The following is a 12,703-nucleotide window of genomic DNA, read 5'->3' as shown; positions in this document are numbered from 1 at the left end:
CAATGGCTGCCATGGCCCTCGTCGTGTGGATCCTCGTCTCGCTCCTCGTCGCCGCGGCCGTGTTCCTGGTGGCGAACGTCATGGAGAAGCGCGACGACGACGACGTCCGTGGCGTGCGCGCGTTCCTGCGGGACTTCCGTGCCGGGCTGAGCCGCCGTCGTCGGACCGCCGCTCCCGAGCCGGTCGACACCGACATGGACGCCTTCTTCGCGGCGACCGTCGAGGACGCTCCCGCCTACGTGGACGCCGACGAGCTGTCCGGCGTGCTGCAGCGCGCCCAGGAGCGGGTCAGCACGCCGTTCCACGGCACCCCGCGCCCCGGCGGCCCCGGCGTGCGCGGCGTCTGACACGCCGCGCCGACGCACGGGGCGACGCACGGTCTGGGAGACTTGGGGACCGTGACTGATGATCTTCTCTGGCTCTGGATAGTTCTCGGCGTCCTCCTCCTCGCGGGCGTCGGCTCCGCGCTCGTCGCCCCGCGGCTGCGCCGGCGCGGCAAGGGCGACGACGGCGCGCCGACCGCCGTGGACGAGGCCCCGCAGGACACGCTCGCACCACCGGACGTCGCGCCGGTGGAGACCTCACCCACGGCCCCGGCGCTGGAGACGCCCGCTCCCGTCGCGGGGCGGATGGTCCGGCTGCGCGACCGTCTCGCACGCTCCGGTTCGCCGCTCGGCGCGCGCCTGCTGAGCGTCCTGTCGCGCACCGACCTCACCGAGGACGACTGGGACGAGCTGGAGGAGACGCTGCTGCTCGCGGACATCGGGGCCGGGCCGGCGGGCGAGCTGCTCGAGGCGCTGCGCACCCGGGTGCGCGTCGAGGGCGTGCGCGAGCCGGCCGCGGTGCGCGAGCTGCTGCGTTCGGAGCTGCTGAACGTCGTCGACCCCACCATGGACCGGACCATCGCCACGACCCGGCCGGTCGTCGACGGCGTGGCGAAGCCAGCCGTCGTCCTCGTCGTGGGCGTCAACGGCACCGGCAAGACCACCACCGTGGGCAAGCTCGCCCGGGTGCTCGTCGCGGAGGGCCGCACGGTGGTGCTGGGTGCCGCCGACACCTTCCGGGCCGCCGCGGCGGACCAGCTCACCACCTGGGGCGCCCGCGTGGGCGTGGAGACGGTGCGCTCGGACCGCGAGGGCGCCGACCCGGCGGCCGTCGCGTTCGACGCCGTGGCGAAGGGCTCGCGCGACGACGTCGACGTCGTGCTGGTCGACACGGCCGGCCGGCTGCAGAACAAGGCCGGCCTCATGGACGAGCTCGGCAAGATCAGCCGGGTGATCACCCGCGAGGCGCCGCTCGGGGAGGTCCTCCTGGTGCTGGACGCCACCACGGGGCAGAACGGTATGCAGCAGGCCAAGGTCTTCGGCGAGGTCGCCGGCGTGACGGGCATCGTGCTCACCAAGCTGGACGGCACCGCCAAGGGCGGGATCGTCGTGGCGGTGCAGCGCGAGCTGGGCGTGCCGGTCAAGCTGGTCGGCCTCGGTGAGGGGCCGGACGACCTGGCGCCGTTCGACCCGGAGCAGTTCGTCGACGGGCTGCTCGGCTGACCGGTCGCGCCGAGGTCTCGGTCGGGTCACGGGATGATCACGGTCGGGCGCCGAACGTCTCGCACTGTGGACAGAAACCCGATGTTTACGCGGCTGCGTCGTCTGTGACACGGCTGTAACACGACCTCTGTCCAGTGGAAACCCCGCGCCGCCACGGTGGTCCTCGACCGGCCACACGGGTCGGCGAGGGGAGTTGGACAATGGAGCTGGATACCGGGGCAACCGCGTGGATGCTGACGTCAGCGTCGCTCGTGCTCCTGATGACGCCGGGCCTGGCGTTGTTCTACGGAGGCATGGTTCGCGGCAAGTCCGTCCTGAACATGATGATGATGTCGTTCGGCGCCATCGCCGTCACGGCAGTCATCTACGTCCTGTGGGGCTGGTCGATGTCCTACGGCAGCGACATCGGCGGGATCGTCGGCAACCCGTTCGACCAGTTCGCGCTGCAGGGCGCGATCTATGACGACGCCGGCGAGTTCATCATCGACGACTTCGGTGTTCCGGGCATCGTCGGTGTCGGCTTCCAGGCAACCTTTGCCATCATCACCGTCGCACTCATCTCCGGTGCGATCGCCGACCGTGTGAAGTTCGGCACCTGGATGGTCTTCGTGGCCCTCTGGGTCACCTTCGCCTACTTCCCGATGGCGCACATGGTCTGGGGCGGTGGCCTCCTGTCCGGCGACGGTCCGTTCGCGTCGATCGCGGCGCCGATCGACTTCGCCGGTGGCACGGTGGTGCACATCAACGCCGGTGCCGCTGCGCTGGTGCTCGCCCTGGTCGTCGGCAAGCGCAAGGGCTTCGGCACCGAGCCGATGCGTCCGCACAACCTGACTCTCGTGATGCTCGGCGCCGCCCTGCTGTGGTTCGGCTGGTTCGGCTTCAACGGCGGTTCGGCCTTCACCGCCGACGGCTTCGCGGGCCTTGCCTGGGTCAACACCACCACCGCGACCGCGGCCGCCGTCCTCGGCTGGCTCGTCGTGGAGAAGATCCGTGACGGCTCGGCGACCTCGCTGGGTGCCGCCTCGGGTGTCGTGGCCGGCCTGGTCGCCATCACGCCCGCAGCCGGTTCGGTCAGCCCGCTCGGCTCGATCCTGCTCGGGGCCGTCGCCGGTGTGCTGAGCGCCTTCGCGGTGGGGCTGAAGTTCAAGCTGGGCTTCGACGACTCGCTCGACGTCGTGGGCGTGCACCTGGTCTCCGGCCTGTGGGGCACGCTGGCGATCGGCTTCCTCGCCACGGAGACCGGCCTGTTCTACGGTGGCGGCGTCAACCAGCTGGCCGTCCAGGCCATCATCGCCGTGGTCGCCGTCGCGTTCTCGGCCGTCGTCACCTACATCCTGGCGATCATCCTCAAGCCCACCATGGGCTGGCGCGTCTCGGAGGACGTCGAGGTCAACGGTATCGACCTGGCCGTGCACAGCGAGTCGGCGTACGAGACGATCCAGCAGGGTTCCGTCATCAAGGAGGTCCGAGCATGAAGCTCGTCACGGGAGTCATCCAGCCCCATCGTCTCGACGACGTGAAGTCGGCCCTCGAGGCCGCCGGCGTCCGCGGCATGACCGTCAGCGAGGCCAGCGGCTACGGTCGCCAGAAGGGCCACACCGAGGTCTACCGCGGTGCCGAGTACACGGTGGACCTCGTCCCGAAGGTCCGGATCGAGGTGCTCATCGCCGACGAGGACGCCGCGGCGATCGTCGACGTCGTCGTGGGTGCGGCCCAGACGGGCAAGATCGGTGACGGCAAGGTCTGGACGGTGCCGGTCGACGACGTCGCCCGCGTCCGTACCGGCGAGCACGGCGACGCCGCGCTCTGACGCCGATGGCCGACCTCCCCTCGACGGACGGCGGCCCCGCGCAGCAGCAGGCCCCGCACCCCGGTCCCGGGGTGCGGGGCCCTGTCGTGGGGCTCCGCCAGGACCTGCTCGCCGCCGCCGCCGACCTCAGCGGACCGGGGCGCTCCGGCGTCGCGCGCCGGGCCGCGCTCCAGCAGATCGTGACCGGGCGCCTGGCCGCCCTCTACGCGGAGGCCACCGCCGGGATCGAGCCGACGGGCATCGCGCTGGCCGCCGTCGGCTCCCTGGGTCGCGGCGAGCTCGGGCCGCTGTCCGACCTCGACCTCGTCCTCGTCCACGACGGTCGTTCCCACAAGCCGGCGGAGCTGGCCGAGGTCGCCGAGCGGCTCTGGTACCCGCTGTGGGACTCCGGGGTCGACATCGACCACGCCGTCCGCTCGCTGACACAGACGCGGCAGCTCGCGACGCGCGACCTGCCGGCGGCCGTCGGCTGGCTCGACGTCCGGCCCGTCGCGGGGGACGCGGTCGTCGTGCACCGCGCCGCGTCCGGGATCCTCACCGACTGGCGGTCCGCGTCGCGACGTCGGCTCCCCGAGCTGCTGGCCGGGGTGCGCGAGCGTGCCGAGCGCTCCGGCGAGCTGGCCTACCTCATCGAACCGGACCTCAAGGAGGCACGCGGCGGCATCCGTGACGCCGTCGTGCTGTCCGCCCTCGCCGCGACGTGGCTCACCGACCGGCCGCACGGGCGCGTGGACACGGCTTACGCCCACCTCCTCGACGTGCGGGACGCCCTGCAGGTCGTGACCCGCCGTCGGTCGACCCGCCTGCTGCTCGCCGACCTGGACGAGGTGGCCGGCCTGACCGGCCACGACGACCCCGACGAGCTCTTGGCGAGCCTGGCTGCGGCCGGGCGCGAGATCTCCTTCGCGCTCGACTCCACGGTGCGGCGCGCCCGCCAGGCGCTCCAGCGACCCGCCGCACGCCGACCTGTCCTGGTGCGCGGCCGCCGGCAGCCCCCGCGGCTGCGCTCGGTCGGCGAGGGGCTCGTGGAGCACGACGGCGAGCTCGTCCTGGCCGTGACCGCCCAGCCGGCCGAGGACCCGCTGCTGTCGCTGCGGGCGGCGGCCACGGCGGCCCGGACCGGGCTGGCGCTCTCGCCCGTGACCGTGCACTCGCTGGCCGGGTGCCCGCCGCTGCCGGAGCCGTGGCCGCGCGCCGCTCGCGCACACCTGCTCACTCTGCTCGGCTCCGGGCCCTCGCAGGTGCACGTCTGGGAGGCGCTCGACCTCGCCGGCGCCGTGACCACCTGGATCCCGGAGTGGGCGGACGTCCGGAACAAGCCGCAGCGTGCCGCCATCCACCGTCACACGGTCGACCGGCACCTCGTCGAGACGGCCGCCCTCGCGACGGCGGTCCGCAAGCGCCAGCTCGCCCGCGGCGTCGCGCCGGAGCACCTCCCGGCCGACCTGCTGCTCGTCGCCGCGATCCTCCACGACCTGGGCAAACGGCGGCGTGCCGAGATCTCCGACCACTCTGCGGAGGGCGCACGGATCGCCCCGGACGTGGTGCGGCGGATGGGCTTCGACGAGGCGTTCGTCGACGACGTGGCCACCCTGGTGCGTCAGCACCTGCTGCTCGCGCAGCTGGCCACGAGCGCTGATCCCGAGGACCCGCAGACCGTGCGACGGCTGCTCGAGGGCCTCGATCACCGGATCGACCTGCTCGAGGTGCTGCGCGCGCTCACCGAGAGCGACGCCTCCTCGCTCGGTCCCGCCGGATGGACCGGCTGGCGGGCGAGCCTCGTCGACCAGCTGACCCGGGCCGCACGGGCGGCCCTGGCGGTGGCGTCCGGGACGACCGAGGGCGGCCGGTAGGCTAGGGGACCGCACTTCATCCACCCCGCGAAGAGGACCACCTGGTGTTCAACTCCCTGTCGGACCGGCTCACCGCGACGTTCAAGAACCTGCGCGGTCGGGGACGGCTCTCCGAGGCCGACATCGACGCGACCGTGCGCGAGATCCGCCGTGCGCTGCTCGACGCGGACGTCGCCGTGCCCGTCGTGCGGCACTTCACCGCGGCCGTGCGCGAGCGTGCGCTCGGTGCTGAGGTCTCCGGTGCCCTGAACCCCGCGCAGCAGGTCGTCAAGATCGTCAACGACGAGCTGGTGACCATCCTCGGTGGCCGGACCCGGCCGCTGCAGCTCGCGAAGACCCCGCCGACGGTCATCATGCTCGCTGGCCTGCAGGGCGCCGGCAAGACGACCCTGGCGGGCAAGCTCGCCCTCGCCCTGAAGGAGCAGGGGCACACCCCGATCCTCGTGGCGGCGGACCTCCAGCGCCCGAACGCCGTGACCCAGCTGTCGGTGGTCGCGGAGCGCGCCGGGGTGCCCGTCTTCGCCCCGCACCCGGGCAACACCTCGGACCACGACACGGCCGACGCCGCCCTCGTGGGGGACCCCGTCGGTGTGGCGCGCGACGGCGTCGCGGAGGCACGGAGCAAGCAGCACGACGTCGTGATCGTCGACACGGCCGGCCGGTTGGGTGTGGACCAGGTCCTCATGCAGCAGGCCGCCGACATCCGCTCGGCGATCACGCCGGACGAGGTCCTGTTCGTCATCGACGCGATGATCGGTCAGGACGCCGTCACCACGGCCCAGTCCTTCGCCGAGGGTGTCGACTTCACCGGCGTGGTCCTGTCCAAGCTCGACGGCGACGCCCGCGGTGGTGCCGCGCTGTCGGTCGCCCAGGTCACGGGCCGACCGATCATGTTCGCCTCGACGGGTGAGAAGCTCACGGACTTCGAGGTCTTCCACCCGGACCGGATGGCGTCGCGCATCCTCGACATGGGCGACGTGCTGACGCTCATCGAGCAGGCCGAGAAGGCGTTCGACGCCGACGAGGCCGAGAAGATGGCGGCCAAGGTCGCCCAGGGCGAGGACTTCACGCTCAGCGACTTCCTCGTGCAGATGCAGCAGATGAAGAAGCTCGGCTCGATGAAGAAGATGCTCGGCATGATGCCGGGCATGGCGCAGATGCGCGACCAGCTGGAGAACTTCGACGAGCGCGAGGTCGACCGGGTCCAGGCGCTGATCCAGTCCATGACGCCGGCCGAGCGCGACAACCCCAAGATCATCAACGGCTCGCGGCGTGCCCGGATCGCGCGCGGGGCCGGCCAGACGACCGCTGCGGTCAACGGGCTCCTCGACCGGTTCACGCAGGCACAGAAGATGATGCGGCAGATGTCTCAGGGCGGCGGGATGCCGGGGATGCCCGGTGGCATGCCGGGGATGCCGGGGATGCCCGGCGGCGGCAAGAAGTCGCGGGGCAAGCAGCAGCCCAAGAAGAAGGTCAAGGGCAAGTCCGGAAACCCCGCCAAGCGGGCGCAGCAGGAGCGCGAGGCCATGCAGCGCGCGCTGGGCGGCGGGGCGAAGAAGCCGGCACCGGCGGGTTCGGCCTTCGGGGTGACCGGCGGGGACGACCAGCAGACCGGCAAGGACCTCGAGAACCTCGAGCTGCCGGGCGACCTGGGCAAGCTTCTCGGCGGGGGGCGCTGACGCCCCGGTAGGCTGCCGTCATGTCGGTGCCGCACGTTCCCCTGCACGTCACGGGTCGCATCCTGCTCGACGGCAACCGTGAGGTCGGCGAGATGTGGGTCCGCGACGGCCGGCTCAGTCTTCTGCGGCCCACGCCGCAGGGCAGCCCCGCCACACAGATCGAGGGCTGGGTGCTCCCGGGACTGGTGGACGTGCACTGCCACGTCGGGCTCGATGCCGGCGGAGCCGTCGACGAGGACGCCGCGGTCAAGCAGGCCCTGGCCGACCGCGACGCGGGCGTGCTCCTGGTCCGTGACGCCGGGTCCCCTCTCGACACGTCCTGGGTGTCGCGCCGACCGGACCTGCCTCGGCTCGTGCGGGCGGGTATCCACCTGGCCCGTCCCAAGCGCTATCTGCGCCACTACGGCCTCGAGCTCGACGACGTCGCCGACCTTCCCCGCGTGGTCCGCGAGCAGGCCAGTGCCGGGGACGGCTGGGTCAAGCTCGTCGGCGACTGGATCGACCGTGACCTGGGGCCCGACGGCGACCTGCGTCCGCTGTGGCCGGTCGACGTGCTCACCGAGGCGGTCGCGGCCGCGCACGCCGAGGCGGCACGGGTCACCGTGCACGCGTTCTCCACCGAGGTGATTGACGACCTGCTCACCGCCGGGGTCGACGGCATCGAGCACGGCACCGGCATCACGCCGGACGTCATGCCCGAGATCGCCCAGCGAGGTATCCGTGTCACGCCCACGCTGCTGCAGGTGGGCCAGTTCGGGGCGATCGCGCAGCAGGCCGACGGGAAGTACCCGGTCTACGCGTCCCGGATGCGCCGGATGCACGAACGCCGGTACGAGCAGGTCCGGGCGATGTACGACGCCGGGATCCCGCTCCTCGTCGGGACCGACGCGGGCGGCACGATCGACCACGGCCGGATCGCCGACGAGTGCTCCGAGCTGGTGGCCGCCGGCATCCCCCCGGCCGAGGTCGTCGCGATGGCGACGTGGCGGGCCCGCGCCTACCTGGGCCACGGGGCGATGGTGGAGGGCTCGAGCGCCGACTTCGTCGTCTACCCGGCAGACCCCCGCGAGGACGTCGAGGTGCTGCGCCACCCCACCGCCGTCGTCCTGCGCGGACGTGTCGTGGCCCCGTGAAGGTGCCCTGAGCGGGTCGTCAGGCGGCGTCCGGCACGGTGTGCCCGGGTGTGACCGAGCCGAGGTTGGGCCGGTCGCCGGCGTCTGGCACAATAGCGGGGTACTCGGCGTGCCCAGGCCCCTCTCACCTGCGCAGGCCAAGTCCTGACCCGCCCACCCGCAGGACCCCACCCGCGCGTGTCCGGGTCGCACCCACAGAACCAGGAGAGTCCACACCAGTGGCCGTCAAGATTCGTCTGAAGCGCCTCGGCAAGATCCGGGCACCGTACTACCGCGTCGTCGTCGCCGACTCGCGCACCAAGCGTGATGGTCGGGTGATCGAGGAGATCGGCAAGTACCACCCCACCGAGGAGCCGTCGCTCATCGAGATCAGCTCGGAGCGCGCCCAGTACTGGCTCGGTGTCGGCGCCCAGCCGACCGAGCAGGTCGCCGCCCTGCTGCGGGTCACGGGCGACTGGCAGAAGTTCAAGGGCCTGCCGGGTGCCGAGGGCACCCTGCGGACCAAGCAGGCTGCGGGCGACAGCTCCGCCGCCGTCGAGGCCGTCCACGCGGAGGCCGAGAAGGCCAAGGCGAAGGCTGCCGAGAAGAAGTCCGCCGCCAAGGCCGAGGAGTCCGACGAGGCTGAGGCCGAGGCCTGATGCTCGCGGACGCTCTCGAGCACCTGGTGCGCGGCATCGTGGACAACCCGGACGACGTCCAGGTCACGGCACGCACGCAGCGCCGTGGTGACCTGCTCGAGGTCCGGGTCCACCCCGACGACCTCGGACGGGTGATCGGCCGCGGTGGCCGCACGGCGAAGGCGCTCCGTACCGTCGTCGGCGCGCTGTCGAACGACGGCGCGGTCCGCGTCGACGTCGTGGACGTCGACCGCCGCTGAGCATCGAGAGCGACGAGCAGCACCGACGAGGCCCGGTCCCGCCACGGGACCGGGCCTCGTCGTGTTCACCGGGCCGAGGCCCGACCGACCACGAGGAGTAGACATGGAGCTGGTGGTGGCTCGCATCGGCAAGGCCCACGGCCTGCGCGGCGAGGTTGCCCTCGACGTCCGGACGGACGTCCCGGAGGAGCGGTTCACGACCGGGGCGGTCCTCGCGACCGTGCCGCCCGACGCCGGTCCGCTCACGGTCGCCGCGACCCGCGTGCATCAGGGCCGTTGGCTCGTCCAGTTCGCCGAGTCGTCGGACCGCGGATCGGCCGAGGCCCTGCGCGGCGTCGAGCTCGTGGTCGAGTCGGGGGAGTCGGACGAGGAGGACGCCTGGTACCCGCACGAGCTGGCCGGGCTGCGGGCCGAGCTCGCCGACGGCACGGTCGTGGGCGAGGTCGTCGGCCTGGAGCACCTGCCAGCGCACGACGTCCTGGTGCTGCGCGAGACCGGTGGTGAGCGGACCCTCGTGCCCTTCGTGCACGCGATCGTGCCGGTGGTGGACGTGCCCGGCGGCCGTGTGCAGCTGACCCCTCCCGGTGGTCTGCTGGCCCGGGACGCCGGCGCCGTCGTCGTCGACCGGGCGGAGGACGGCCCCGAGCAGGGATCCGACGAGCACGAGGACGAGGCCTGACGTGCGGATCGACGTCGTCACCATCTTCCCGGACTACCTCGCCGCGCTCGACCTGTCGCTCGTGGGCAAGGCCCGGCGGGCAGGGCTGCTCGACCTGCGGGTCCACGACCTGCGCGACTGGACCACCGACCGGCACCGGACCGTGGATGACACGCCCTTCGGTGGGGGAGCGGGCATGGTCATGCGGCCCGACGTCTGGGGACGTGCGCTCGACGACCTGCTGCCGGAGCCGCCCGCGGACACCGGCGCCGGGACGGGCGGCGCGCACGTGGTCGTGCCGACGCCGTCGGGCGACGTGTTCACGCAGCGTCACGCCGAGGAGCTCGCGACCGAGGACCAGCTGGTGGTGGCCTGCGGACGCTACGAGGGCATCGACGCCCGGGTGGCGGAGCACTACCGGGCCGCCGGTCACCGGGTCAGCGAGCTGTCGATCGGCGACTACGTGCTCAACGGTGGCGAGGTCGCGGCCATGGTGATGGTGGAGGCGGTGGGCAGGCTGCTGCCCGGCGTCGTCGGTAACCCGCACTCGCTGGTCGAGGAGTCCCACGGTGCGGCGGGGCTGCTGGAGTATCCCGTCTACACCAAACCGCCGGCCTGGGACGGACGCGAGGTGCCGGAGGTGCTGCTCTCCGGTCACCATGCCCGCATCGACCGGTGGCGTCGCGACCGGGCCCTGGAGCGCACGGCCGCACGCCGCCCCGACATGGTGGCTGCGCTCGACCCGGACGTGCTCGACGCGCGCGACCGCGAGATCCTGGCCGGCCTCGGCTGGCGTGTGGTGGAGCCGGTGGACGGGGCGCGTGGCGAGGCTCACGAGGGTCCGGACGGCTCCCGACCGGGCCCTCGCCTGGAGCGTGTGGCAGAATAGGGCGCTGGTGTGCCGCAGCCCGGACTCTGCCACAGGGGAGACCATCGGGCCGAGGACGGTGCACCACCTTCGACAAGACTTCGGCCCGCCGTGCGCGGGCCCAGAGCTTGCTCTGACCTGTGGCAGGGTGGGGAGACAACCATGAAGACGCTCGATTCCGTCGACGCGGCAGCGATGCGCGACGACATCCCGGACTTCCGTGCCGGAGACACCGTCAAGGTCAACGTGAAGGTCGTCGAGGGCAACCGCTCTCGTGTCCAGGCCTTCCAGGGCGTGGTCATCGCCCGCCGGAACAGCGGCGTGGGCTCGACCTTCACCGTCCGCAAGGTCAGCTTCGGCGTCGGCGTGGAGCGCACCTTCCCGGTGCACGCCCCGACCGTCGACTCCGTCGAGGTCGTCACCCGTGGTGACGTCCGTCGCGCGAAGCTCTACTACCTGCGTGCCCTGCGCGGCAAGAAGGCGAAGATCCGCGAGAAGCGCGCGACCCCGGCCAAGTGAGCCGTGGCGGGAGGTCTCCCGCCGAGCGTCCCGACGGGCGGTCCCTCCAGCGGAGGGGCCGCCCGTCGGCGTTTCGCGGTGGGGTCGTGCTTCTGGCAGGGTGTGGACGTGGCAGACTCCGACCCTGTGACATCCGCAGAGCGCCGACCCGAGCCCGAGGGCACACCGGACCCCGATGCCGTCGACGGGTCGCCGGCCGACGCCACGCGGTCCGGGACCGTCCCCGCGCACGCCGCGGCTCGACCGGCGCGCTCGGGCGGAGGCCTGAGCCTGCTGCGCGAGACGGCCATCATCGTGATCAGCGCCCTGGTCCTGTCCTGGCTCATCAAGACGTTCCTCGTCCAGGCCTTCTACATCCCGAGCTCGTCGATGGAGGACACGCTCCAGGTCGGCGACCGGGTGATGGTCTCCCGGCTCGTCCCGGACGCCCTGGACGTCCATCGCGGAGACATCGTCGTCTTCAAGGACCCGGGCGGGTGGCTCCCGCCGTACGAGGCGCCGGACCGAGGCCCGGTCGGCAACGCGGTGCGCGACGCCGCGACGTTCGTCGGGCTGCTCCCGCAGGACACGGGCGAGCACCTCATCAAGCGGGTCGTCGGTACTCCTGGGGACACGGTCGTGTGCTGCGACGCGGAGGGCCGCGTCAGCGTCAACGGGGTCGCTATCGACGAGACGGAGTACATCGCGCCGGGGGTGGATCCCAGCGAGACCGAGTTCGAGACGGTCGTGCCGGACGACATGCTCTTCGTGATGGGGGACAACCGGCCGAACTCGCAGGACTCGCGGTACAACACGGGCAAGCCCGGCGGGGGGTTCGTCCCGATGGACAACGTGGTGGGCTCCGCCTTCGTGATCGTGTGGCCCTTCGGCGACGCCCGGGTGCTGCGCAACCCGGGCGACGTCTTCGACGGGGTGCCCGAGCCGTGAGCGTGCGCAGCACCCGCCGCAGCCCCACGCTGCGGTCCGAACGGGCCCTGATCGGCGAGGGCGCGCTGCTCGTGGGCGGCATGGACGAGGTCGGCCGCGGCGCTCTGGCCGGGCCGGTCAGCGTCGGACTGGTCGTGGTCGACGCCGGCACGAGGACGGCGCCGCGCGGGTTGACCGACTCCAAGCTGCTCTCGCCCTCGGCGCGCGAGAGCATGGTGGACCCGCTGCGTCGTTGGGCCGTGGCCTGGGCCGTCGGGCACGCCGGGCCGGCAGAGATCGACGCGCACGGGATCGTCGCGGCGCTGCGCCTGGCGGGTCGCCGCGCGCTCGCGCAGGTGCGCCGCACGGCGGGCGACGTCGACGTCGTGCTGCTCGACGGGTCGCACGACTGGCTCAGCCGGCCGCACGCGGACCTCTTCGAGGCGGCGGACCTGGACCCGAGCCGCACGCTCGACGCCCCGGAGCCCGGGGTGCGGACCCTCGTCAAGGCCGACCTGCAGTGCTCCTCGGTCGCCGCGGCCAGCGTGCTGGCCAAGGTGGAGCGGGACGGGCTGCTGCGCCGGCTCGCTGCCCAGTACCCGGCCTTCGCCTGGGAGCAGAACAAGGGCTACTCGGCGCCGGCTCACCTGGAGGCGCTCCGTCGGCACGGACCGACGCCGCAGCACCGGCGGTCCTGGAACCTGCGGGTGCTGGACGACACGGCCCCTGCCGCGACCGCGGCGGCCGCCGTCGACCCGCCGTCGACCCCGGCCGCGCCGGAGCCCAAGGTGGTCACGCTCGACGAGGTGAGCGTCGGGTCGGGCGTGCCGTTGCGCTCCCGGGTGGGATGATG

Annotated in this window: 14 protein-coding genes; all 14 read left to right on the top strand. The window is 72.7% G+C overall.

The features are described from left to right. The first annotated feature begins 11 nt into the window (after positions 1–11). The 14 genes from MWU57_RS08560 to MWU57_RS08495 all read left to right on the top strand — a co-directional run bounded on the left by MWU57_RS08560 (position 12) and on the right by MWU57_RS08495 (position 12,701). A complete protein-coding gene (locus MWU57_RS08560) occupies positions 12–347 on the top strand; it encodes a hypothetical protein (RefSeq protein ID WP_246908756.1) in 336 nt (111 codons plus the stop codon). A 51-nt stretch (positions 348–398) separates the two neighbouring features. Next, on the top strand, positions 399–1,547 hold the full coding sequence (gene ftsY / locus MWU57_RS08555) for a signal recognition particle-docking protein FtsY (protein WP_246908755.1): 1,149 nt from the start codon (positions 399–401) through the stop codon (positions 1,545–1,547). A gap of 200 nt (positions 1,548–1,747) precedes the next feature. Continuing rightward, entirely contained in the window at positions 1,748–3,022 is a 1,275-nt protein-coding gene (locus MWU57_RS08550; protein ID WP_106268148.1) for an ammonium transporter, read from the top strand. After that, a complete protein-coding gene (locus MWU57_RS08545; RefSeq protein ID WP_106268146.1) occupies positions 3,019–3,357 on the top strand; it encodes a P-II family nitrogen regulator in 339 nt (112 codons plus the stop codon). Before MWU57_RS08550 ends, MWU57_RS08545 begins: the two co-directional genes overlap by 4 nt. 5 nt (positions 3,358–3,362) lie before the next feature. Then, positions 3,363–5,210, top strand: a complete 1,848-nt coding sequence (locus MWU57_RS08540) for an HD domain-containing protein (protein WP_246908754.1) — start codon at positions 3,363–3,365, stop codon at positions 5,208–5,210. A 44-nt stretch (positions 5,211–5,254) separates the two neighbouring features. Further along, positions 5,255–6,889 (top strand): signal recognition particle protein, encoded by a 1,635-nt coding sequence (gene ffh, locus MWU57_RS08535; RefSeq protein WP_246908753.1) that lies wholly within the window; start codon positions 5,255–5,257, stop codon positions 6,887–6,889. Positions 6,890–6,909: 20 nt separating this feature from the next. After that, positions 6,910–8,022 (top strand): amidohydrolase family protein, encoded by a 1,113-nt coding sequence (locus tag MWU57_RS08530; protein ID WP_246908750.1) that lies wholly within the window; start codon positions 6,910–6,912, stop codon positions 8,020–8,022. Between the two features lie 218 nt (positions 8,023–8,240). Continuing rightward, positions 8,241–8,660, top strand: a complete 420-nt coding sequence (gene rpsP / locus MWU57_RS08525; protein WP_106268138.1) for a 30S ribosomal protein S16 — start codon at positions 8,241–8,243, stop codon at positions 8,658–8,660. Further along, on the top strand, positions 8,660–8,899 hold the full coding sequence (locus MWU57_RS08520) for an RNA-binding protein (RefSeq protein WP_106268136.1): 240 nt from the start codon (positions 8,660–8,662) through the stop codon (positions 8,897–8,899). The genes rpsP and MWU57_RS08520 overlap by 1 nt, the downstream gene beginning before the upstream one ends. A 103-nt stretch (positions 8,900–9,002) precedes the next feature. After that, positions 9,003–9,578 (top strand): ribosome maturation factor RimM, encoded by a 576-nt coding sequence (gene rimM, locus MWU57_RS08515; protein ID WP_246908748.1) that lies wholly within the window; start codon positions 9,003–9,005, stop codon positions 9,576–9,578. A 1-nt stretch (position 9,579) separates the two neighbouring features. After that, positions 9,580–10,446: a tRNA (guanosine(37)-N1)-methyltransferase TrmD gene (gene trmD / locus MWU57_RS08510; RefSeq protein ID WP_246908746.1), complete on the top strand. Its 867-nt coding sequence runs from the start codon at positions 9,580–9,582 to the stop codon at positions 10,444–10,446. 141 nt (positions 10,447–10,587) lie between these two features. Continuing rightward, entirely contained in the window at positions 10,588–10,944 is a 357-nt protein-coding gene (gene rplS, locus MWU57_RS08505) for a 50S ribosomal protein L19 (protein WP_106268130.1), read from the top strand. 126 nt (positions 10,945–11,070) lie between these two features. Continuing rightward, positions 11,071–11,871 (top strand): signal peptidase I, encoded by an 801-nt coding sequence (gene lepB / locus MWU57_RS08500; protein WP_243401017.1) that lies wholly within the window; start codon positions 11,071–11,073, stop codon positions 11,869–11,871. Further along, positions 11,868–12,701 (top strand): ribonuclease HII, encoded by an 834-nt coding sequence (locus tag MWU57_RS08495; protein ID WP_246908744.1) that lies wholly within the window; start codon positions 11,868–11,870, stop codon positions 12,699–12,701. Before lepB ends, MWU57_RS08495 begins: the two co-directional genes overlap by 4 nt. Positions 12,702–12,703: the final 2 nt, after the last annotated feature.

Source organism: Isoptericola sp. S6320L (genome assembly GCF_023015685.1).
GTDB lineage: Bacteria > Actinomycetota > Actinomycetes > Actinomycetales > Cellulomonadaceae > Isoptericola > Isoptericola halotolerans_A.
Note: the sequence above shows the minus strand (reverse complement) of the source record. Positions and strands in the feature narration are given on the sequence as shown.